Raw genomic sequence first — 22399 nt, 5'->3', positions numbered from 1 at the left:
GTTGTCGGCACATTAACCCATCGCCGCGTCCACTAGGCTGCCTTTCGTAGAGAGAGAGGTCCTTCGAATCATGTCGCTCCTTGACCGCGCCGAGCTGGCCCCCGCAGATCCCATCCTCGGCCTCACCGAGGCCTACAACTCCGACGACCGGCCGCAGAAGGTCAACCTCGGGGTCGGCGTCTACCTCGACGAGTCGGGCAAGGTCCCGCTGCTCGACTGCGTGCGGACCGCCCAGCAGCGGCTGGCTGCCGACGCCAAGCCCATCGGCTACCTCGGGATCGACGGCATGCCCGCCTACCGCGAGGCCGTCCGCGGACTCGTCTTCGGTGAGGAGTCGGCGGTCCTGGCCGACGGCCGCGTCGTCACCGTGCAGAGCCTCGGCGGCACGGGCGGTCTCAAGGTGGGCGCGGACCTGCTGCGCCAGCTTCACCCCTCGGCCACGGTGCTGATCTCCAACCCGAGTTGGGAGAACCACCGGGCGCTCTTCACGCGCGCAGGCTTCCGCGTCGACAGCTACCGCTACTACGAGCCCGCCCTCAAGGGCATCGATGTCGACGCGATGCTGGCGGATCTGCGTTCGGCCGAGGCCGGGACGATCGTGCTGCTGCACGCGTGCTGTCACAACCCCACCGGCTACGACCTCACCCCGGAGCAGTGGGACGACGTCATCGCCGTCCTGCGGGAGCGCGACCTCATGCCGTTCCTCGACATGGCCTACCAGGGCTTCGGCTTCGGCGTGGAGGAGGACGGCGCGGTGGTGCGCAAGTTCGTCGAGTCGGGGCTCAGCTTCTTCCTGGCGACGTCGTTCTCCAAGTCGTTCAGCCTGTACGGCGAGCGGATCGGGTCGCTGTCGGTGGTCACCGGATCGGCGGACGAGGCCAAGCGCGTGCTGTCGCAGCTCAAGATCTGCATCCGCACCAACTACTCGAACCCGCCGACGCAGGGCGCGGCCCTCGTCACGACCGTGCTCGGCGACCGAGAGCTCCGCGCCACCTGGGAGAGCGAGCTGGCCGGCATGCGCGACCGGATCAAGAAGCTGCGCCGGAAGCTCGTCAGTGGCCTCGAGGGCCGGGGCATCGGCGACATGTGCTTCATCCAGGAGCAGCTGGGCATGTTCAGCTACTCCGGCCTGACGTCCGAGCAGATGATCCGCCTCCGGCAGGAGTTCGGCATCTACGGCACCGACGCCGGCCGCATGTGCGTCGCGGCACTGAACGACCGCAACGTCGACTACGTCGCTGACGCCATCGCGGCCGTGCGTCACTGACCCGCGGCTACAGACCGCTGGCCCGCCGCACCGGCGTCGCGACGGCGTCCGCGAACGCCTCCCGCGTGCCGTAGATCGTGACCTTGTCGCGGGCGCGCGTCACCGCCGTGTAGAGCAGCTCGCGCGTCAGCAGCGGTGATCCCTGCGGTGGGAGCACCACCGAGACCGCAGAGAACTGGCTGCCCTGCGACTTGTGGATCGTCATGGCGTGGAGGTCGGTCGCGTCGTCGAGCAGCGCCGGGTCGATGAGCCGCGGGCCGCTGCCGGAGTCAACGTGGGCCGTGAGGCGGGTGCCTTCTCGGACCACGACGGCGGTGTCGCCGTTGCTGAACAGATCGCTGTTGGCGAGGATGAGCAGCGGCTGGCCGGGATAGGGATGCGTGTCGTGCCCGTAGCCGTCGAGCTTCTGGGCGATTCCGCGCCGGACCGACGCCCCCCAGTGCCCGACCCCGTAAGGTCCTTCCCTGTGTCCTGCCAGGATGCGGTGGCGCCGCAGCGCCCGGTTGGCCGCGACGCCGTCGCCGCGCAGCGCGTGGGACTGCACCTCCGCCGCGGCTGCAAGCGCATCGTCGGCCAGCGACGGGAGCGCCCAGGGGTCACCAGCGCCCGAGAACGCCACGAAGTTGAGCGACTCCAGGGAATCCAGGTGGTCCAGCGCCGCGCTCGCGTCTCCGGCCAGCACCGCCTCGGCCAGCGCGCCGATCTCCAGATTGGAGCGTCGGTTGCGGCGCAGTCGCACCACGCGCGCGCCAGGTTCGCGCAGGAGGCCCGCGCGCTCGATGTCGGCCAGCACGGCCCCGGCCTCGACCGATCGCAGCTGGTGCGGATCGCCCAGCAGGATGAGGCGGGTTTCGTCGCCGATGGCGGAGAGCAGGTCCGCCATGAGCTCTAACGAGACCATGGAGGTCTCGTCCACGACGACCACGTCGTAGGGGAGCGGATTGTTCGGGCCGTAGTCGACGTGGTGGGACCTCGGGCGCGCGCCCAGCAGACGGTGGAGGGTCTGGCCGCGGAACTCGGAGCCTGGAAGCAGTTGCCCGACCGACGATTCCAGCTGGCCAGCGGCCCGTCCGGTGGGCGCGGCGAGCGCCACGCGCGGTGACTCGTCGGCCAGCGCGGCGAGGATTCTCGCGACGATCGTCGTCTTGCCCGTTCCCGGTCCGCCCGTGATGACGGTTGTCGGGAGGTTGAGTGCCGCCAGCACGGCCTCGTCCTGTTGTGGGTCCGCGTCGAGCCCCGGCAGCGGCTGCGGCGCCGTGCGCCGGTCCCCGAGCGGTGCCAGCCCCGTGCGGTGGTCGAGCTGATCGGCCAGGCGGCGCTCCTGACGCCAGTAACGATCGAGGTAGAGCAGGGATCCGTCAAGCCGGAAGGGTCGGCTGTCGCCGCCCGGCTGGGCGACCGCCGGGGAGGCGGCGACCGACGACAGCCACCGCTCGGGGTCGGGCCAGGCCAGCGGCGCGGCCGGCTCGACCGAACCGTCATCGCTGTCGGAGTCAGGGGTCAAGTCCGTGGCGGCCGTGTCGAGGTCGAGACACACCGATCCGAGCCGCAGCTCGCGCGTCGCGAGGGCGAGTGCCAACTGCACCTCCGGGTCCGACTCACCACAGAGCTGGGACAACCTTCTCGCCAGATGGAAGTCGACAGGGTGCAGCATTGCGGCCTCGCAGAAGCTGCGCAGGAGCCCTGTCGCCGCGATCGGGATCTCGTTCATCGCAGTCCCCCCAGTAGCTCCGAGACGCTGACGGCCAGCGCGGGGGGCGGCCGCCAGCCGAATACCCCGCACGAGCTGCCGTCGACCAGCGGCGTCTGTGGCCCGGCCATGCCCCTGACGAAGAGGTACCCGACCCAACCCAGATGCCTGTGGGGGTCGTAGGTGGCCAGTCGTGCACCCAGGTACCGGTGGAGTGCCGCGCTGTAGAGGATGGCCTGGAGCGGGTAGTGCGCCTGCATCATGGCCTCGGCCATCGGGGAGGGGGTGTAGTGGCCCAGCACCAGCGGATCGGCGGCGTTGGCGCTCAGCCGGTTGGTCTTGTAGTCGACCACCGCGAACGAGTCGTCGGGCAGACGCAGCACCACGTCGATTGAACCGGTGAGGAAGCCGTTGAGCACCGCCTCGGCAGCGTCGGAGGAGCGCAGCCGCGACGGGTAGTCGGCCAGCGGGTCGTCTGGAGCCAGATGCGCCGACATGAGGTCGGCCAGCTGCCCCAGGCTGGGGGGTCGTCCAGCATCGGCGAGCGGCAGGTCGAAGTCGAGCTCCGCCAGCCTCGAGGACGTGGGCAGGTCGCTCAGCGTGAATCGGCCCAGTGGCTGCAGCGGGGTGCGGCAGACGTCGATGATCGCGGCTGTCAGGTTCTCCTGCTGCTCAGGCGTGAGGTGGTGTTGCGGTCCGAGTTCGCGCACCAGGTCCGCTGCGGATGCCTCCAGCGTGGCCGGTGCCCAGTCGAGGCGCTCCAACAGTTCGTGCACGAGCGTCCCGAACCCGGCCCCGGCGGGGAGGTTGGCCATCGGGGAGGGGGCACGGAGTTCCTCGGACGTGGGCTCGGCGGGCGCGAGGTCGACGTCGGTCGGCTCGTCGGCGACCACGTGCACGGGGCTTTCGTGGAGGCCGGCGGTCAGCCCGGAGTACGAGGTACGCCGCCATGTCTGATCGACCCGCGGTGGCTGCGGGGGCGGCGAAAGCGTCATCTCGGGACGCGGCCCCGGCACGACCGGTTCGACAGGTGACTCGTCGAGTGGGCAGCGGAAGACGGCACCCCCGGGATTCTTCGCGAGCAGGGTCCCGAGGGGTCCGTGGCCGCCGCTTCTGGCCGGGGCGACGTGCCACGCGATCGCGAGGTGCTTGGCGCGGGTGAACCCCACGTACAGGAGGCGGAGTTCCTCATCGAGCGTCTGTCGGTTGAGGTCCTGGGCGATCTCGTCGCGCCAGAACGGTGCCGGCCCGACGTAGAGGTGCCGCCGGTCGGACTTTACCAGTGTGAACGGCTTGGATCGCCGCGCCACCGTCCCGCCCGTCTCGGGCAGCAGCACCACGGGGAACTGCAGGCCCTTGGCGGCGTGCAGGGTCATGACGCGAATCGCGGGTTCGTCGGTGGAGATCCGCAGCGATGCTCCATCCTCGTCGTCGTGGCGCCGCTCCACCAGGGCGATGAGGCCGCTCAGCGTGCGCTCCCCGCTGGCGTCGAGGAGCTCGGCGACGTGGCAGGCGTCGGTCAGGTCGCGCTCTCCGTCGCGCTCGAGGAGCAGCCGCCGATCCAGATCAGTGCTGGTTCGTAGCGCCTCGAGCACGGCGGCCACTCCTCCCGCCCGGAAGGCCTGAGCCAGGCCGCGCACCAGGGTGCTGACCTCGGCGGCGACGGGCGAGCCCTCGGCCAGCAGGTCGTCGAGCCCCGCCCCGATCAGAGGGGACAGCGCGGCCAGCCTGATGTGCGCCTGCGAGGGATCGGCCATGGCCGTCAGCAGCGTGCCCCATGCGCGCGCGATCGGCCTGGTCCACACCGTCTGGCTCCCCGTCAGCACCGCCGGGTGGCCCGCGTGGCGCAGCGCCGCGGCGATCCGCTGGGCACGGGCGCCGGTCCGCACGAGCACCGCGATCTCCTGGGGTTTGACCGTGGTGCGGGTGAGCAGGTGCCGCACCTGGCGGACAAGGTCGTTGTCCACCGCTGTCTGCGGATCACGACTCAGCTCTGCCTCCGTTGCCTCGCGGATCCAGATCCTGGACGCGATGGGCAGCACAAGCCGGTCGTCGTGATGCGCTGTGACCGGGGTCACGCGCACCTCGGGGGAGCCCATCGTCGTGTCGCCGAAGAGCGCCTCGACGCCCTCGACGACCGAACGGTCGGAGCGGTGGTTCGTGGCGAGGGTGGCCACCTCGGCCGTTGCCCGAGCCGAGAGGTAGCTGCCCAGATCGGCACCGCGGAAGCCGTAGATCGACTGCTTCGGGTCGCCGATGAGGATTGTGGGCCGGTCGGGCGCGACGAACGCCATCTCGATGATCGCCCACTGGTCCGGGTCGGTGTCCTGGAACTCGTCGACGAGGACGACTGGGAAGCGCTGCCGCAGTCGGTCGCGGACGGCGGGCCCGGTCACCGGGTCGGCCAGCAAGGTGCGGAGCCGGGTGGTGACGTCGTTGAAGGTGCGCAGCCCGATGACCGCCTTACGTTTCGTGTAGAGCTCCCGGACATCCTCGGCGAACGAGCGGTGCGGTCCGTCGTCGGGGAGCAGCGGCAGCGTGGTGCGGCAGGCCTCGCGTCCGATCGCCAGTGCCTCCTTGGCGGTGAGCGGGGGCTCAGGGTCGTTCCGGTAGAGGCGCAGGTAGGTGTCGGTGGCGCACTGCTCCATCAGCTCCTGGGGGTCTGGGCCGACGCTCTCGGTGACATCCCAGTCGCCGAGGATGCCGAGCTCGGCGAGCATCGCGTCGCAGAACGCGTGGGTGGTGAGGATGGTGGCCTCGTTGAAGCGGGTCAGCGCCTCGCGCAACCGCTCGGTGGAGGCTGACTCCCCGGCCGAGACGATCTCGGTCAGCCGCTCGAAGACGCGGGCGCGCAGTTCTCCGGCGGCGTGGTTGCCGAAGGTGATGAGGAGCAGGTCGGAGACGTCCAGGTCGGTCTCGGCGAGGAAGCGCGCCGTGAGCTCCGCGATCGCGTGGGTCTTTCCGGTGCCGGCGCTCGCCTCGAGCAGGGTGGTGTGCCGGGGCAGGGGACCGGCCAGGTCGAACTCGTTCATGCCAGGCTCCTGACCAACGGGGTGTAGAGCGCTGCGGACCAGGCCTCGAACGCCGAGGCAGCGCCGGGCGGATCCTCGGGCAGCGGTGGGTCCTCGAACAACTCGGACAGCTCCTCCCCGTAGAACAACAGCCACCCCGGGCTCGGGTGCTTCCACTGCCGGGTCATCCAGTCGCCCAGCCGCCCGGTCCACTGGTTGCGGCGGAAGGTCCCGGTCAGGGCCTCGCGGGCGTAGGCGAGGCTGGGTTCGAGGGGGGCGGGGATGAGCCGGGTCTGTCCCTGGGCGTAGGCGCCGAGCAGGGCGGCGAGTTGCGCGATCGCCTCGTCCGGTGACCCCGGATCGACGGTGCGCTGTTCCGGGATCGTCTCCCGTCCGTCCACCAGGCGGTGGACGCGGGCGGTGGTGGGGCGGCCAGCGGCGGTGGCCGCGAGGGCAGACACCCACGGCTGGAGGAGGGAACGGTCGCCCTTACTCGGAGTGATCTCAACGACCACGCCACCGCGCGTGCGCACGGAGCCGACGAGTTCCACCGGCGTCCCGAAGCCTGCGGGCTCGATGGTCAGCCGCACGTCGTGATCGACCGGGGGGCGGGACCAGTCCGCGCCACCCTCGCTCCAGAGAGCCGTCGCTGTGCGCTTGGCGTCCTCGAACGCGAGCCGGCCGAGCTCGCCTGGCGGCAACGTGTCCGATCGGGCGGCCGTGGCCACCACCGACTCCAGGCTGGCGCCGGTCCGCAGCGAGTCGAGGAGCTGGGAGCACACCGACCAGTGGGAGAGCCCGGACGGGTCGAGGGGGATCTCGTCGCTCACCCGGGGCTCCTCGTACAGCGGCATTCCGGCGGCGCTGCGGAGGAACGCCTTGGCCGGGTCCGCGAGGAACTTCTGGAGCTGGTCCACAGTGACGCGCCGGGGAACGGGGCCCAGCGCCCGCGTACGGGCTGCTTGGCGACGTCGGGCAGCCAGTCGGGGCAGCTCCTGGCTGGTCGACGCCCGCGCGAGGGCCCCACGGTAGGCGGGGAGGTCGAAACTCGGCTTCTGTCCCTGGTAGTTCGCGGGCGCCGAGGCGGTCGGTGCGTACGGGACGGAGGTGGGAGTCACACCCAGCTCCTTGACGAGCCAGGACACTGCCACGGGCTCGGCGACGGGGTCGTTCGTGCGCTGCGACCTGTGCTGCCGGACGATGAGGAGCCGCTCGGCAGAGCGGGCGTGTTCCAGCAGCGCCGAGAGCCGGTCGCGTGCGGGGTCGGGGGCGAGGTGGGCCAGGTCGACGCAGTCGGCCGGCTGACCTGCCCGGCCAGGGATGGCGTCGTCAGTCAGCCCGATCATGGCGACGAGTCGGAACCCGACGTGGCGCAGCTCACCGAGCGGGACAACCTGCAGGGAGCCGTTGCCGGCCGCGACCCGCGCGCGAGGCGGCGTCGACGAGCGGCGCAGAAGCGCGGCGAATTCCTGCCGCGTGGCGGGGGCGGCCCGCTCGGCATGGTCGGTCTTCAGACGCGTGAGGACCCGATCGGCGTGCACGATCTGCCACTCGTCGTCGCGCGGGAGCCCGACGAGCTCGCCCAGATGTTCCCGGGTGAGCGCGGCCCATTGGGAGACGCTGAGCGGTGCGGCGGTGGCACGGAGGAAGCGACGGATCCGGGAGAAGATTTCGCTGACGGACCCGATGAGCTCGAGGTCGGTGGCCGTGACGGCCTCGGCGCCGTCGAAGTCGAGCCCCCCGTCGTCGCCCGGAGCCACCGCCAGTCCCGCCAGGATCCGGTCCAGGCCCCGCAGCCAGGTGTTGCGGGTGAGATCGCCAAGACCGAAAGCATCGCGGTGATCGGCGTCCACGCCCCACCGGATCCCGGCGCTGACGACGAGCTCGGTCAGCGAGGTCCGGTCCGTGAGCCGCCAGCGGTGGGCGATGGGCGCGCTCAGCAGCAGTTCCAGCAGCTCCGACGCCGTGCCCCTGGCGTCGGGCAGGGTTACGAGACGCTCGGCCAGAGTGAGGACCGGGTTGGCCTCTGCCCCGCCGACGGCTTGGACGCGCAGCGTTCGCCCCGGGTGGCCGGCGTCGCCCAGCGGTGCGAAGGCGGCATCGAGGAGGCGCGCGAAACGGGCGGGGTTGGGGGCGACGATGGCGACGTCGCGGGGCTGCAACGTGGGGTCGTCGGCGAAGGCGCGCGTCAGCTCATCGCGCAGCACCTCGACCTGTCGCGCCTCCCCGTGGGAGTCGTGGAGCTCGACGAGGGGAGAGGTGCCGTATCGCGAACCCGGCTGGATCTGGAGCAGACCGCCCCCGTCGAGCGCGGAGAGCATGTCGCGTTCGGGGACGGTGAAGCGGTCGGTCGCGAAGATCGTTGTCGGGTGCTGGTCGTCGGCGGCGGCCGCCGCGATCTCGGCGACGAGAGCCACGGGATCCACCTCAAGGGCGTCCACCGCCGCCCTGGTCACCTCCGGTTGCCAAGCGAGGTGCTCGGGAAGGGGCTGATCGTCGAGTCCGGCGTCGGCACCGGACAGCCAGGCTTCCAGCAGGGAGGGCGCGGTGTCCAGGTAGGACCGCAGCAGTTGCGCGATCCGCAGCGAGGTGGCCAGCCGGCGGCGGGGGCGCCCGGCCTCGTCCCCCAGCGCCCGTTCCAGATGGGGGAAGGCCGGCGCGCAGGCGGCGAGCGCGTCGGAGACGGCAAGGGCCAGCGCCGTGCCGTGCCAGCGCCGCCATTCGTGTTCGAGCCCGGCCCGGTGTGCGAGGCCGCGCGAGAGATCGGCCGCCGTGATGTAGTCCACCCCGGCGGAGATGCCGAGCCGGGCGGCCACCCCTTGGCCGACGATCCGGCCGGTGGCGCGGGACGACACCAGCACCCGTGCCGTGACGAACGGGTCGGAGAGCTGGCCGCGCAGGCGCTCGGCGAGCAGATCGAGCAGCTCTGTCCAGGTCGCCGCGTGCTGTGTCTCCATAGAGCGCCACCCTAGCCAAGCCCTCCGACAACTTTCCGTCTGGGTTTTGTCCGACGGTGCCGACACAATGGGGGCGTGACGATCCTTGATGCCCTCGACCCCGAACAGCGCCGTGTGGCAACCCTGCTCGATTCGCCGGTCGTCGTGCTCGCTGGCGCGGGAACGGGCAAGACGAGGGCAATCACCCACCGCATCGCGCACGCGGTCAGCGAGGGTGTCTACCAGCCCTCGGCGACGCTGGCCGTCACGTTCACCACGCGCGCGGCGGGGGAGATGCGCGCCCGGCTGGCGCAGCTCGGGGTGCGCGGGGCGCAGGCGCGCACGATCCACTCGGCGGCACTTCGCCAGTGTCAGTTCTTCTGGCCGAAGGCCTACGGCGTTGAGTTTCCGCGCGTGGCGGAGAACACCTACGGCCTGGTCGCCCGGGCGGCCCACCACGTGCTGGGGAAGTCCGACCCCGCCCTGGTGCGAGACCTCGACAGCGAGATCTCCTGGGCGAAGACCAGCAATGTGTCCGCAGCGCGGTACCCGGAGGTCGCGGAGCACCGGACGGTGAGCGGCGCCTCGGCCGCGCAGGTGTCGGCGGTCATGGCCATCTACGAGAAGCAGAAGTTGACTGAGGGCTCCGTCGACTTCAACGACATCCTCATGTGCAACGCCGTCCTACTGACCGAGCACCCAGAGATCGCCGAGACCATCCGTTCCACCTACCGGCACTTCGTCGTCGACGAGTACCAGGACGTGTCCGCGCTCCAGCACCGCCTCATCTCGCTGTGGGTCGACGGCAGGCGCGACGTCTGCGTCGTCGGCGACCCGAACCAGGCGATCCACTCCTTCGCGGGCGCGGATGCCGGCTACCTGCTGCGGTTCGCCGCAGAACACGACGGGTCGGAGACGGTGCGGCTCTTCCGCAACTACCGGTCGAGCCCGCAGATCCTCGAGGCGGCCAACAAGGTCCTGAGGGTCCGGGCGGGAGGACCCGGCGCGCTCCAGGCGACCCGCGATGCCGGTCCCCGACCGGTGTTCGTGGGGGCCACCGACGAGGCGGCCGAGGCCGCGGACGTGGCCGCGTGGCTACTGGAGCGCCGTGGGGCGGGCGAGCGCTGGGCCGACCTGGCGGTCCTCTACCGGATCAACGCCCAGTCGCCGGCGCTGGAAGCTGCCCTCACCGACAAGGGGATCCCGTACACGGTGCGCGGCACCGAACGGTTCTACGACCGCGCCGAGGTGCGCCAGGCCGTCGGGGAGTTCGGGCGTCGGGCCGCTGCGGAGGATGAGGGGGATCCCGTCGAGCTCATGGACGCGGTGCTCTCAGCTCTGGGGTGGCGCACCGACGCGCCGTCCGGCCAGGGGCGCCAACGCGAACGGTGGGAGTCGCTGACCGCGCTGCGCTCGATGATCGTCGACGAGACCGCCCGGCACGAGGGATGGAACGCCGCCGACGCCGGGGCATGGCTTCAGGAGAGGGCGTCGTGGCAGGCCGCTCCCGTCGCGGACGCCGTCACCCTCGCCACGCTGCATGCGGCCAAGGGCCTGGAATGGGGCAGCGTCGCCATCGTCGGTGTTCGCGAGGGGATGATCCCCTTCGTGCTCAGCCAGGATGAGCCAGCTCTATCCGAGGAGCGGCGCCTGCTGTACGTCGGGTTCACCCGCGCCCAGCGCTCGCTGAGGGTCAGCTGGTCGGCGGCGCGGGGGAGCGCGACGCGATCGCGGTTCATCTCCGATCAGGTGTCTGGACCCATCACCACCGGCGGGAAGCCACGAAACAAGACGTCCGTGCGATCCAGGGTCTGTCGCGTCTGCGGCCAGCATCTCCACACGCCCGCAGAGAAGAAGCTCAGCCGCCACGAGCACTGCGAGGTGGACTACGACGAGGCCCTGTTCGAAGCACTGCGGGACTGGCGCAAGCAGGTCGCCGCTGAGGCGTCGGTCCCCGCCTTCGTCGTCTTCACCGACGCCACGCTGCAGGCGATCGCGGAGGCAGTACCGTCCACCCAGCAGGACCTGTTGCGGCTCCCCGGGATCGGCCACACGAAGGTCTCCAGGTACGGCGACGGGGCTCTCGATGTGATCAGGAGCCACCGGGGGGCATGACAATGGGGCGGCGGTCCCATCGGACGCGCCGCCCCATCGACGGTGTGCGGGTGTCGGGCCGTCAGGCCTTCCCGAGGATGCGGTTGAGATTGGTGCCGCACTCGGGGCACTTGCCCTTGGCCATCTTGGTGCCCTTGGCGTTGACGACAACCTCGCCCTTTGCGTCGCGCTTCTCCTTGCACTTGACGCAGTAGAAAGAGCCTTCCCAGGTCTCCGTAGCCATATTTCCTCCTTGATTGGGGCCTCGTCTGAGTGACGCTGCCTGCACTAGCCTAGCGGCGCTCAGCGCTCAGTCAGCGTGACACACCGCTTGAGTCAGCTGTCGCGCTCGCCCAGAAGCTTGCGCAGTTCGGCATCCAACGGGTCCTCGGCCAGCTCCCGGACGGGCTCGCCGGCTGCGAAGCTGAGCGGGTCGGCGAGGTGGTCGGCCGTGGGCAGCAGATCGGGATGGCCCCAGATGGCGTCGCGCCCGTCCATCCCGCGGTGGTGCTCGACGGCGGCCCAGAGGTTCTTGGCGTCCCGGACCAGGCGAGGGTGGAGGTCGAGCCCGAGCAGTTCGGCGAACACGCCGTTGACTGGGGTGTTTGATGCGCGGCGGCGATGGATTACCTCCTCGAGCTGAGGGGCGTTCGGCATCCACGAGGCCGTGGCTCGGCCGACCACGTGGTCGACCCAGCCCTCCACGAGGGCCAGGAGAACCTCCAGGCGATCGAGGATCTCCACCTGGGTGGGGGTGCTCGCGGGCTGGAAGAAGGACCCGCGCACGGACTCCCCGACAGCGACGACCTGCTCGATGGACAACGACTCCAGATTCTCCGGCTGAAGTTGGCTCGCGATCGCGTCGAAATCAATCTCAATCTCGCGCGCGAAGTGCCCCAGCAGTGCGCTCAACTGGGGGGACAGCCATCCGACGGCGTGGAAGAGCCGCTGCCGGGCAGCCTCACGCAGCAGGAGGTAGAGCGTCACGTCGCGGTCGCTCGCATCGAGATCGCGGGTGAACTGCGCCACGTTGGCCGGCAGGACAAGGACGTCTGGCACGCCGAGCAGGTTGAAGCCCAACTCGGTCCCGGTGAGGATGTCGCCGGCGACCTCGGCGAGTTCCTTCTTCAACCGGTCGCGGTAGATCAGCGACGCCGAGGTGCGCATCATCGGTGCGAGCATCTGCTGCATCGCAGCGAACTCGTCGCCGCCCTCCACTGAGGTGTTGCGTTGGAGGGCCTCTGTCAGCCCGTCGATGATCGGCTCGATGACCGCGCGCCAGCCGTCGCTCGTCGCGTCGAGCCAGGCAGCCTTGGTCACGGCGCGGGCGGGTCGGCCGGTCTCAGCGAAGGAGGTGTGTGGGGTGAGCCAGGACTGCGCCAGACGCTCGGCGTCGACGATGGCGGCCTTCTCCTCGACCCTCAGCTCGGGGTCTGCCCCCGACGCTGACACGATCTGTTTCGCGGCCGTCAAGGTGGTGCGCCACGCCGCGTCGGGATCTCGGTCGGCGTTGGTCATACCGAACGTGAAACCTCCGCCGGCGGCCTGCATCTTCTGGATCTGCGCCACGAGCTGCTCGAACCCGATCTCGTCGGCGTTTCCGAGGCCCAACTGCTCGAGCATCTTCTTCAGGGCCTCGAAGTCGAAGGGGCCGGACGGGGTGGGATTAGACATCAACTTCCTCCTCGACGTCCATTCTTCCGCATGGGACAAGCCGGCGCTGACACCTTGGCGCCGGTTGCTAGGGTGAACCCAGCCAGGAGAAGGGAGCACGGGTGACGCGGAACGCGGTCGCGATCGTCTCGTCGATCCTCTTTGTGGCGTTGGCGGCACTGTTGGTGCTTGTCCCTGTACCTTACGTGGCCTGGCGCCCCGGCCAGACGATCGACGTCCTCGGCAACACTGACTCGGGCCCGATCATCGCCGTGACCGGATTGCCCACGTACGACACGCCGGGCCAACTCCTCATGACGACGGTGTCAACCACCCGCCACGACTCCACCCTCAGCCTCCCCGAAGCGATGTTCGTCTATTTCGCTGAGGAGTCCGACGCGATTCCGCGCGAAGTGATCTATCCCCCGGCCTGTCGTCGGAGCAGGTGCAGAGCGAGGCCGTGGCCAAGATGGACCAGTCGCGCGACAACGCGACGGTGGCGGCACTGCGCGCGGCGGGCGTGGCGGTCAGCGAGCTTCCGCGGGTCGACAGCGTGGTGCTGTCCGGCCCCAGCGGCGAACTCCTGCTCCCGGGCGACCTCATCCTCGCCGTCGACGGGGAGGAGATGAGTAGGCCCGAGGACGTCGGTGAGCAGGTGCGCAGCCACGCGGTCGGCGACGCGATCGTGTTCACCGTCCTGCGTGAGGGTCGGGAGACGCAGGTCACCATCACGGCCGCGGCCTCGAACGCCGACCCCACTATCCCCGTGGCCGGCATCACCGTGACCCGGGGATACCGCTACTCACCGCGGGTTACCTACGGCATCGATTCCAACGTCACGGGTCCCAGCGCCGGGCTGGTCTTCGCTCTGGGCGTCTACGACCGCATCACGGAGCAGGACCTTCTCGCCGACGCCGTGGTCGCGGGCACCGGGACGATCGACCCCGACGGCCGGGTCGGCAGCATCGGGGCCATCCGCGAGAAGATCAAGGGCGCCGAGCGTGACGGTGCGACCGTCTTCCTCGTGCCGGAGGGCAACTGTGCCGGCATCGGCGGTCTCGACACCGACCTTCAACTCGTCAAGGTCGCAACGCTGCGGGAGGCCATCGCGGCTATCCAGCTCATCAACGAAGGAAACTCAACGGAGGTGCCCACCTGTGGCTGATCGTCTGCTTGCCTGTCTCATGGACGTCGAGCGCCACGTCTCGTCGGCCGGCTGGGACCAGCCCGCGCGGCTCTTCGCGCTGGTCACCACGTCGACCCTCCTGGAGGTGGAGCCACAGCTGCGCGGACGCGTGCCGGAGACCTCGCCGGACGCGCTGACCGCGATCGAACAGGACGAGTTCCATGCCACCGACGACGTGGTGGAGCGGCTGAGCGGCATCTTCTGGCCCGACACGGTCGAGGGGTGCGCCATCGCCATGGAGCGGGCCTTCCTTCCCCCGGAGCACGAGGCCGACCTTCCGGACGATCCCATCCTCGCGGCCGAGTTCGTCGCGAAGCACCCCGCGAAGTCCGATGTGCGCGTCGTCGTCGGGGTCCTTCGCGACGGCGCCAAGCACGGGCTTGCCCGACTACTGTCCAACCCCGACGACCTGCTCGGCGGCGAGGATCTCGTCCCCGGGCTGGCCGACGCCCTGCTCGATACCTTCAGGAGCGAAGACCAGTGAGCGCTGACATCCTTGAGCCCGAGGCCCCCGTCCGCAGAGGCCCCCTGCTGTGGACGGTTCTCATCGTCGGAGCGCTGATCATCATGTCGGTGATCGCCTCACGGGTGGGCACCGACTATCTGTGGTTCCGCAGCATCGACTTCCAGACGGTCTTCACCACCCAGCTGGCGGCCCGCCTCGGGCTGCTGGTGGCGTTCGGGCTGTTGCTGTTCGCCGTCGTGTTCTTCAGCATGGTGATCGCCTACCGCCTGCGGCCGAAGGTCCGCCGCGCCAATCTTGATTCGGAGCTGCTCGTCCAGCTGCGGGATGCGCTGGATCAGCGCTCCCGCCTGCTGATGGCGATTCCGGCACTCGTCCTGGGCGTCCTCGGCGGTCTCGCCGCGATGAGCATGAGCAGCACCTTCCTCGCCTGGTGGCACCGGACCCCGTTCGGCAAGGACGACGCCTACTTCGGCGTCGATGCCTCCTACTACGTCTTCACCCAGCCGTGGCTGCAGTTCATCGTCGGCTACCTGCTCTTCGCTCTCATCGCGGGCTTCATCGCCGCGGCGGCCGTCCACTTCATGACGGGGGCGCTCAACGCCACCGCGGTCCGGGGTCGCGGCAATGCGCCCGCCTCGGTGGCTGCCCAACGTCAGCTGTCGGTGATGCTGGGCCTCGTGCTGCTGCTCATCGCAGCCAACACGCTGCTCGACCGCTTCGCACTCACGGTCACCCCCAACTCTCTGTTCACCGGCATCGGCTACACCGACTTCGAGGTGCGGGTGCCGGTCACGGTCATCATGGCCGCCATCGCCGTCATCGTGGCGATCGCAGCGTTCGTCAACGCCTGGAAGGTGCGTTGGAGCGTGCCGGGGGCGGGCATCGCCTTGCTCATCGTCTCGGGAATCCTGCTCGGGATGCTCTACCCGTGGATGATCCAGAGCTTCCAGGTGACCCCCAACCAGCAGGATCTGGAGCGGCCCTACATCGCGGAGAACATCGCCGCCACCAGATATGCGTACGGCATCGACGAGGTGGAGATCGAGGACTACGAAGCCACCACCACCGCCGCCAGCGGGCAGCTGCGCGCTGACGCGGAGGCGCTGCCGGCCATCCGCCTGATGGATCCCGCCGTCATCCCCCCGACCTTCGAGCAACTCCAGCAGGTGCGTGGCTACTACGCCTTCCCGCGGGTGCTCGATGTCGACCGCTACGTCATTGACGGCAAGCCGACCGACTCGGTCGTGGCCGTCCGCGAGCTGGACCTCGACTCGATCGAGGGTGGCGACACCTGGAACAACCGTCGCACGGTCTACACCCACGGCTTCGGCATGGTGGCCGCCTACGGCAACCAGCGCGAGGCCAACGGCGAGCCGGTGTTCATCTCCGGAGGTATCCCGACGGTCGGTCTCCTCGAGGAGCATCAGCCCCGGATCTACTTCGGTGAGCGCACCGACTACTACGTGATCGTCGGGGCGCCTGAAGGGGCCGACCCAGTGGAACTGGACACGCCGTCGGGCGGCGAAGGACGCAGCGAGTCCCTCTACACCTACACCGGCAGCGGTGGCGTCCCGATCGGCAACCTGCTGACGCGAGCCGCGTTCGCGATTCGCTTCGGTGACATCAACCTCATGCTGTCTGACCGCGTGAACTCCGAGTCACGGATGCTGCACAACCGCCTGCCGGCGCAGCGCGTGCAGGAGGTGGCGCCATGGCTCACGATCGACTCCGACGCCTACCCCAGCGTCGTGGACGGCAAGATCGTGTGGATCGTCGACGCCTACACCACCACCGACAGCTACCCGAACTCGGCGCGGGTCGACTGGACCCAGTCCATCTCGGACTCCCGGACGGCGGCCAACAGCCTCCTCATCGGCCAGCAGGTCAACTACGTGCGCAACTCCGTCAAGGCCGTCGTGGACGCCTACGACGGTTCCGTGAAGCTCTATGAGTGGGATGAGGAGGACCCGATCCTCCAGACCTGGTCGAAGGCGTTCCCCGGCATCATCACCCCGAAGGCCGACATCCCCCAGCCTCTCCTGGAGCACCTGCGCTACCCGCAGGATCTGTTCAAGGTCCAGCGCGAGGTGCTGGGTCGCTACCACACCCTCAACCCGAACACGTGGTTCCAGCAGAGCGACATCTGGCAGGTGCCGAACGATCCGGTTCGCGCGGGACAGCAGCCGGTCAAGCAGCCGCCGTACTTCCTCACCGTCAGATGGCCCGATGATGAGCGGCCCGTGTATGCCAACACCACGGTCTTCGTGCCGAAGGACCGCGAGAACCTCAGCGTCTACATGGCGGTCAACGCTGACGCGACCACCGAGGACTACGGCCGGATGCGCGTGCTGAAGCTGTCGGATGCCGAGCAGATCGCCGGCCCGGGGCAGACGTACAACTTCATCCAGACCAACCCCGTCGTCGCGGACCGGCTGCTGCCGTTCAACCGCCAGGGCGCGTCGGCCTCGGCTATTTTCGGCAACCTCCTGACCCTCCCGCTGGGTGGGGGCCTGCTCTACGTGCAGCCCATCTACACGCAGACGACGGCGACCACCGGCTCTTACCCGGCACTGCGGTTCATCGTCGTCAGGTTCGGCGAGCAGATCGGCATTGGGGACACGCTGCAGGCCGCCCTTGATCAGGTGTTCCAGGGCGACGCGGGTGCGGAGACCGGAGAGAACCCGGTGCCTCCGAGCGACGAACAGCCGGTGCCCCCGGGAGAGGTTCTCGTCGGCCAGGAGCGTGCTCTCGAACTCCTGGGCGAGGCCTTCACGCTGTTCGACGGCGCCGACGCCGCCCTCCGCGAGGGTGACCTGGCCGAGTACCAGTCGAAGGTGGACGCCGCCGAGGCCAAGATGCTCGAGGCGCAGAAGGCACTCGAAGGCTAGAGCGACACCACGGTGGCGGCCAGCCCCGCGGTGGTGAGGGCTGGCACCAGCGTGGCGGCGTCGCCGGCGATCGCCACGGCGAGGTCGTCGGGCCGCACCGTGCTGCGGAAGGCGTCGGTCGCTTCGTCCGCAGAGATTCCGGCGAGGTCGCGCAGATGGCCGGTCAGGTAGTCGGGCGCCACGCCCGCGGCGGCGAGAGCTGACGCCTGGGCCACGATGTCGGCGGAGGTTTCGTTGGCGAGTGGCGCGACGTCGATGAGATACCGCCGTGCTGACTCCACCTCGGCCTCGGACAAGCCCACGCCCAGAGCCACCGCGTCGAGGATGCGTGCGACGGCGTCGGCAGCCGTCTCGCTGCGCACCGACCCAGCCACTGTGAACTGCCCCTCGACGGGACCCGCGGAGAACCCGCCGGATACTCCGTAGGAGTAGGCGAGGCGCTCGCGTAGGTCGAGGTTGAGCCTGCTGGCGAAAGCGCCGGCGAGAGCGTGGCCGGCTATGCGCAGCGCCGGCCAGCGCGGGTCGTCCCTCGTCACAGTGCGGCACCCGGCGACGATGGTCGCCTGTACCGCGCCCGGCCGATCGAGGACGACGATGCGCCCCGGCTTCCGCGGCGGGACGGTGGCCGCCTCGGAGGGGGCGGGCCCACCAGCCCAATCGAACTCGAGCCACTCGTCGGGCAACGCGCCGGCGACGATGAGTGTCGCTCCCACGGGCGTGAAGGTCTCTGAGTGCCAGGCGCGTGCGTCGTCGGGCGTGAGCTGCACCAGGGTGGCGGGGGAGCCCGACGCCGGACGTCCGGCCCGCTGCTCGGGCCCGTAGAGCTCCCGCCGGAGCGCCATTCTGCTGGCGGCACCGGGGGAGGCGAGCCTCGACTGATGCGCGGCGATCTGCGCTTCGACGTGGTGCGCCACGTCGCGCTCCGCATAGTCCGGCTCGCGCAGGACCTCCGCGAACAGCGGCAGCACCTCGGGCAGCCGCCTCGACGGGGACTGCCCGCCGAAGGTCGTGTACTGGTGGCGCGCGGATCCGTGGAGGGTGGCACCCTGTGCCTCGAGCAGTTCGCCGATCTCGCCGTCAGGGTGGCTGCTGGTTCCCTCGTCGACGGCGTGGAGCGCGACGGTCCCCACGCCCTCCTTGGAGGTCGGCTCGGCGGACAGCGACCTCGGCAGCACAAGCTCGAACGTGGCGATGTGCTGGCCGGGCAGTTCGAAGCGCCAGACGGTCAGTCCGGTGCGGAGCTGGTCGACGCGAGGGGTGGGGAAGATCCATGGCCGCGATGGGCCGACGGTCGGGCGGGTCATCGGGCGTCCTCGGCGTGGTAGTGGAGCTGGTAGGCGTCGTCGGGGGATAGCCAGCGGCCGGCCGCCCGGCGCACGTCGTCGCAGCTGAGCGCGACAATTTCCGCGAGGTGGGTGTTGACCCGCTGTGGATCCCCGTGCAGGAGCCAGGACTCGTTGATGGCGTCGGCACGCCCGGTGGTGGTGGCGAGTTCCCAGAGCCAGTCGCGCTCGTACTGGGCCACGGCGCGAGCGAGTTCCTCCTCGCGGGGGCCCCCGTCGATGAACGCGGCCAGTTCAGCGAGGATGGCATCGGCGAGAGCGGGGATGGGCACGTCGTCCGACGGTCTACCGAGAACGGTGGCGATGGAGGATGCGGACCGGTTGGTGAGGGTTGCGCTGTGCACCTCGTTGGCCACATCGCGCCGCTTGACCAGGCTCCGGTGCAGTCTCGAGGCGTGGCCGTCGCTGAGGATGGCCAGAGCGAGATCCAGGGCCAGGTGGTCCGGGTGGTGGGCCGGGGGAGTGCGCCATGACAGGTAGGCCAGCGAGTGCGGTACAGCCCTGGTGACGGACGTCGTGTGGGGCTCCGGGCCCGAGACGACAGGCATCGTCGCTCGGCTAGGCGCTGAGAGCTTGGGGAGGTGTCCGAGGCGCCGGCGGGCTAGCTCGAGTCCCTCGTCCGGCGTCACCGGGCCGCAGAGCACGAGGCGGATGTTGCTGGGGCGGTACCACCGTTCAAAGAAGCCAGCCACGTCGTCGAGGCTCGCCGCGTCGAGGTCTGCCATCGAACCGATCGTGAGATGTCCGTAGGGATGGGCGGGGTCGAAGTGCTGCGCCGTCAGGAGCTCGAGGAGATCGCCGTAGGGCTGATTGTCGTAGCGCTGGCGCTTCTCTTCCTTGACCACCTGCCGCTGCGCCTCGAAGTTCTCTGGCGTGATCGCGAGAGAGGCTAGGCGGTCTGCTTCAAGCCACAGGGCAAGGTCGAGCGCGGAGCGGGGGACGGTCTCGAAGTAGTTGGTTCGGTCCGACGACGTGGTGGCGTTCACCGTGCCGCCCAGGCCCTCGATCGTGGCCATGTGTTCGCCGCTGGCCACCGCCGCCGATCCCTGGAACATGAGGTGTTCGAAGAGATGGGCGAACCCGGTCCGGCCCGGTTCCTCGTCAGCCGAACCCACCGCCACCCATAGATTCACCGCCACGCCTGGCGCTGCGGGGTCCGGTGACACCGCCACCTGGAGGCCGTTGGGGAGCGTGTCGACGACCAGCTCGTAGTTCAGTTCGGCCTCGCTCATGGGCCCCAACGTAGCGGAGTAGGCTCGTTTGGGAGAAGGAAGGAACCATCCATATGAAGTACCGCTACCTTGGCGATTCCGGCCTCAAGATCACCGAACTCACCTACGGCAACTGGCTGACCCACGGGTCCCAGGTCGAGGCAGACCAGGCAACCGCCTGCGTTCGGGCAGCTCTTGACGCTGGCATCACCTCGTTCGACACCGCCGACGTATATGCGAACACGGTCGCCGAGGAAGTGCTCGGGGAAGCCCTCAAGGGTGAACGTCGCGAGTCGCTGGAGATCTTCACCAAGGTCTACTGGCCCGTCGGCCCCAAGGGAGCCAACGACGTCGGATTGTCGCGCAAGCACATCATGGAGGGCATCAACGGCTCCCTGAAGCGTCTCAAGACCGACTACGTCGATCTCTACCAGGCTCATCGCTTCGACGTGGAGACCCCTCTTGAGGAGACGATGGTCGCGCTGGCCGACGTCGTCCGGCAGGGCAAGGCCCTGTACATCGGTGTGTCTGAGTGGCCCGCCGACAAGATCCGCGAGGGGGCGGCTCTGGCGAAGGAACTGCGGATCCCGTTCATCTCGAACCAGCCCCAGTACTCGATGCTCTGGCGAGTCATCGAGGACGAGGTGGTGCCCGCCTCCCGTGAGGTGGGCGTCTCTCAGATCGTGTGGTCGCCCGTTGCGCAGGGAATCCTGACCGGTAAGTACAAGCCGGGCCAGCCTGCTCCAGAGGGCTCGCGCGCGACGGACAAGAAGGGCGGTCAGCAGATGATTGAGCGCTGGCTGCGCGATGACGTGCTCGAGCGGGTCCAGAACCTGCGCCCAGTGGCCGACGAGCTCGGCATCACGATGGCGCAGCTGGCTGTCGCCTGGGTGCTGCACAACGACAACGTGGCCGCAGCCATCATCGGCGCCTCGCGTCCCGAGCAGATCACCGAGAACGTGAAGGCGAGCGAAGTGGAGCTTTCCGACGACGTGATGGCACGTATCGACGACATTCTCGGCGACGTCGTCGAGCGTGACGCCGCCAAGATCAACGTGCCGGAGAAGCGTCCCGCGTGATCTGAGTCCGCACCACCCGCGTCGATTTGGCCTTCTGGAGGAACCTCCGTATAGTTGGTCAGGCCGACGCGGGGTGGAGCAGCTCGGTAGCTCGCTGGGCTCATAACCCAGAGGTCACAGGTTCAAATCCTGTCCCCGCTACGAGATCAGGACCCTCGTCTAGCATCAGCTGGACGAGGGTTTCTGCACGATGCGGGTAGTCAGTCACCAATCGAGCTTGCGCCAGGCGTCGTGGCCCGTATCAACCAGACGCGTGCCGCCTGGGGACACCTCGTAGACGTACTTGAGCGGACTCGTCCACGTCAACACCCCGACTGAGTGCTGCTTCACATCCCAGACGCCCGCGGTCTTGCCGCGGTGGGGTCTTCGGGAGAAGGGGCAGAGGTTGCCCAACCTGGTCTGCCGTCGCCGACCGGAGCGGAACCGTTCCGTATGGTCGAAGTCCATGAACCTGGCCGTCGCGCGATTGCTGAACGGGAACATTTCAGTGGGGAACGCGAGGAGGAGGACCTTCTTCAGAGCCGCGGATGGCCGGTACTGGTCCTCCGGCGCCACGGTGGCGAGATCGATCACCGGCTGGACGGTGACGTCTATGTCTGAGAGGTACTCGCGCAGGAGATTGAGCGTGATGTGGCCAGCGCCCTCGATGCGCGCTGATCCGGTGGCGCAGCCGACAGCGTTCGTGTCGATGTGGACCGCGAGTTCCAGGCGTGGGCGCAGCTTGTGCAAGGGGGTCTGGATGGTGCCGCAGAGGGGGCCTAGGCAGCCGTTGGGTGCCTCGCTGTCCGGCAAGGCCGGCTGGGCGGCGCGCTGCAACAGCCCGAGCGCCATGGCCGGGTTGGCCAAGACCCCCATCGCCTTGGCCCGCAGCTGTCCGCGGGACAGCCCCGGGTGCTCCGCAGTCAGGACGTCAGCCATCCGATCGACCGAGGCGTCGAGATACCGGGCGTCCAGATCCTCCAGCCTGCCGCTCAGAGTCGTCACGCCGTCGTAGGAGCCCCAGAGGGACACGTCCAGGTCTTTGCGCCGCGCGCGCTCGCGCTCGATGGCCCGCTGCGGATCGGCTTCGACGACGAGCTTGTCGAGACGGTTGAGGGCGGCGGTGTGCCCGAGCCCGAGCTGCTGGGGGAGCCACCCTGTCGTGACCCTCTCCGCGACGGAAGCATCGAGGTGCGCGCACTTGTCGACGGCCCGCAGCGCCCGGTGCGGCTCGATGTCGAGCTGCTGGACCGCTGTGTGGAGCGTTGGGTGGCGGTACTTGAGCCGCAGGGCGGAGTACAGCTTGGCTGCGGCCTGCAGCGGCGTGCACTCCAGGAGGCCAGCGAGCTCCAAAGACAGGAACTCCGACACCGTGGGCCCGGGGACCACAGGTTGGATGCGTCGGTCGACGAGATGTTCGATGAGGGAGTCCTCGGAAACTTCGTAGTGCTCCGCCAGCTCGCACAGGATGTCCAGCGAACGTGCCTCGGCCGTACGCCGCAACGCCTCGCAGGCGCGAAGCTGCTCGGCCGGGGTGCGTGTCTCGATCTCCATACCAGAACGCTACGGACCACCTCCGACATTTTTCGCTCTGAA

At 69.2% G+C, this 22399-nt stretch carries 14 protein-coding genes and 1 tRNA gene; 7 read left to right on the top strand and 8 right to left on the bottom strand.

Annotated elements, in window-relative coordinates; genetic code table 11:
- Nucleotides 1–70: 70 nt before the first annotated feature.
- On the top strand, nt 71–1267 hold the full coding sequence (locus tag RPIT_RS06875) for an amino acid aminotransferase (RefSeq protein ID WP_077341814.1): 1197 nt from the start codon (nt 71–73) through the stop codon (nt 1265–1267).
- A 7-nt stretch (nt 1268–1274) separates the two neighbouring features.
- Here the strand turns inward: RPIT_RS06875 and recD are convergent, their stop codons facing one another.
- From recD to RPIT_RS06860, 3 genes are read right to left on the bottom strand one after another with little or no spacing between them, the layout of a single operon-like run.
- A complete protein-coding gene (gene recD, locus RPIT_RS06870) occupies nt 1275–2978 on the bottom strand; it encodes an exodeoxyribonuclease V subunit alpha (protein WP_077341812.1) in 1704 nt (567 codons plus the stop codon).
- Nucleotides 2975–5989 (bottom strand): UvrD-helicase domain-containing protein, encoded by a 3015-nt coding sequence (locus RPIT_RS06865; RefSeq protein WP_077341810.1) that lies wholly within the window; start codon nt 5987–5989, stop codon nt 2975–2977. Before RPIT_RS06865 ends, recD begins: the two co-directional genes overlap by 4 nt.
- On the bottom strand, nt 5986–8925 hold the full coding sequence (locus tag RPIT_RS06860; RefSeq protein ID WP_077341808.1) for an exodeoxyribonuclease V subunit gamma: 2940 nt from the start codon (nt 8923–8925) through the stop codon (nt 5986–5988). Before RPIT_RS06860 ends, RPIT_RS06865 begins: the two co-directional genes overlap by 4 nt.
- Before the next feature lie 75 nt (nt 8926–9000).
- On the opposite strand from RPIT_RS06860, the gene RPIT_RS06855 reads away from it, so the two are divergent.
- Entirely contained in the window at nt 9001–11019 is a 2019-nt protein-coding gene (locus RPIT_RS06855; protein WP_226996358.1) for an ATP-dependent DNA helicase UvrD2, read from the top strand.
- Between the two features lie 61 nt (nt 11020–11080).
- Here RPIT_RS06855 and RPIT_RS15345 read toward each other — a convergent pair whose 3' ends face one another.
- A complete protein-coding gene (locus RPIT_RS15345) occupies nt 11081–11242 on the bottom strand; it encodes a DUF5679 domain-containing protein (RefSeq protein WP_093665041.1) in 162 nt (53 codons plus the stop codon).
- A gap of 92 nt (nt 11243–11334) precedes the next feature.
- Nucleotides 11335–12672, bottom strand: a complete 1338-nt coding sequence (locus tag RPIT_RS06850; RefSeq protein ID WP_077341804.1) for a zinc-dependent metalloprotease — start codon at nt 12670–12672, stop codon at nt 11335–11337.
- Between the two features lie 448 nt (nt 12673–13120).
- Here RPIT_RS06850 and RPIT_RS06845 point away from each other — a divergent pair, with 448 nt between their 5' ends.
- From RPIT_RS06845 to RPIT_RS06835, 3 genes are read left to right on the top strand one after another with little or no spacing between them, the layout of a single operon-like run.
- Nucleotides 13121–13816 carry a PDZ domain-containing protein gene (locus tag RPIT_RS06845; protein WP_226996391.1) on the top strand — a complete coding sequence of 232 codons (696 nt, stop codon included), beginning with the start codon at nt 13121–13123 and terminating at the stop codon, nt 13814–13816.
- Nucleotides 13809–14321: a PPA1309 family protein gene (locus tag RPIT_RS06840; protein WP_077341800.1), complete on the top strand. Its 513-nt coding sequence runs from the start codon at nt 13809–13811 to the stop codon at nt 14319–14321. The genes RPIT_RS06845 and RPIT_RS06840 overlap by 8 nt, the downstream gene beginning before the upstream one ends.
- Entirely contained in the window at nt 14318–17191 is a 2874-nt protein-coding gene (locus tag RPIT_RS06835) for a UPF0182 family membrane protein (protein ID WP_077341798.1), read from the top strand. The genes RPIT_RS06840 and RPIT_RS06835 overlap by 4 nt, the downstream gene beginning before the upstream one ends.
- On the opposite strand, the gene RPIT_RS06830 is transcribed toward RPIT_RS06835, so the two are convergent.
- Complete coding sequence (locus RPIT_RS06830) at nt 17188–18495, bottom strand: M16 family metallopeptidase (protein ID WP_077341796.1); 1308 nt, start codon at nt 18493–18495, stop codon at nt 17188–17190. The genes RPIT_RS06835 and RPIT_RS06830 overlap by 4 nt on opposite strands.
- Entirely contained in the window at nt 18492–19766 is a 1275-nt protein-coding gene (locus RPIT_RS06825) for a M16 family metallopeptidase (RefSeq protein ID WP_077341794.1), read from the bottom strand. The genes RPIT_RS06830 and RPIT_RS06825 overlap by 4 nt, the downstream gene beginning before the upstream one ends.
- 53 nt (nt 19767–19819) lie before the next feature.
- Between RPIT_RS06825 and RPIT_RS06820 the strand changes: the two genes are divergently transcribed.
- Nucleotides 19820–20824, top strand: coding sequence for an aldo/keto reductase family protein (locus RPIT_RS06820; RefSeq protein WP_077341792.1), 1005 nt, complete (start codon nt 19820–19822; stop codon nt 20822–20824).
- Nucleotides 20825–20891: 67 nt separating this feature from the next.
- Nucleotides 20892–20965: transfer RNA gene (locus RPIT_RS06815), tRNA-Met, on the top strand.
- A gap of 63 nt (nt 20966–21028) precedes the next feature.
- Here RPIT_RS06815 and RPIT_RS06810 read toward each other — a convergent pair.
- Complete coding sequence (locus RPIT_RS06810; protein ID WP_162274513.1) at nt 21029–22357, bottom strand: hypothetical protein; 1329 nt, start codon at nt 22355–22357, stop codon at nt 21029–21031.
- Nucleotides 22358–22399 lie beyond the last annotated feature (42 nt).

It is taken from the genome of Tessaracoccus flavus (assembly GCF_001997295.1).
GTDB classification, from domain to species: Bacteria; Actinomycetota; Actinomycetes; order Propionibacteriales; family Propionibacteriaceae; genus Arachnia; species Arachnia flava.
The sequence above is the reverse complement of the archived record's forward strand: the minus strand, read 5'-3'. Positions and strand labels throughout refer to the sequence as shown.

Coding starts and splice junctions, on each gene's coding strand:
- RPIT_RS06845 (WP_226996391.1), top strand. CDS start 13,121: ATGGACCAGTCGCGCGACAACGCGACGGTGGCGGCACTGCGCGCGGCG.
- RPIT_RS06820 (WP_077341792.1), top strand. CDS start 19,820: ATGAAGTACCGCTACCTTGGCGATTCCGGCCTCAAGATCACCGAACTC.
- RPIT_RS06830 (WP_077341796.1), bottom strand. CDS start 18,495: ATGACCCGCCCGACCGTCGGCCCATCGCGGCCATGGATCTTCCCCACC.
- RPIT_RS15345 (WP_093665041.1), bottom strand. CDS start 11,242: ATGGCTACGGAGACCTGGGAAGGCTCTTTCTACTGCGTCAAGTGCAAG.
- RPIT_RS06810 (WP_162274513.1), bottom strand. CDS start 22,357: ATGGAGATCGAGACACGCACCCCGGCCGAGCAGCTTCGCGCCTGCGAG.
- recD (WP_077341812.1), bottom strand. CDS start 2,978: ATGAACGAGATCCCGATCGCGGCGACAGGGCTCCTGCGCAGCTTCTGC.
- RPIT_RS06860 (WP_077341808.1), bottom strand. CDS start 8,925: ATGGAGACACAGCACGCGGCGACCTGGACAGAGCTGCTCGATCTGCTC.
- RPIT_RS06850 (WP_077341804.1), bottom strand. CDS start 12,672: ATGTCTAATCCCACCCCGTCCGGCCCCTTCGACTTCGAGGCCCTGAAG.
- RPIT_RS06875 (WP_077341814.1), top strand. CDS start 71: ATGTCGCTCCTTGACCGCGCCGAGCTGGCCCCCGCAGATCCCATCCTC.
- RPIT_RS06865 (WP_077341810.1), bottom strand. CDS start 5,989: ATGAACGAGTTCGACCTGGCCGGTCCCCTGCCCCGGCACACCACCCTG.
- RPIT_RS06825 (WP_077341794.1), bottom strand. CDS start 19,766: ATGAGCGAGGCCGAACTGAACTACGAGCTGGTCGTCGACACGCTCCCC.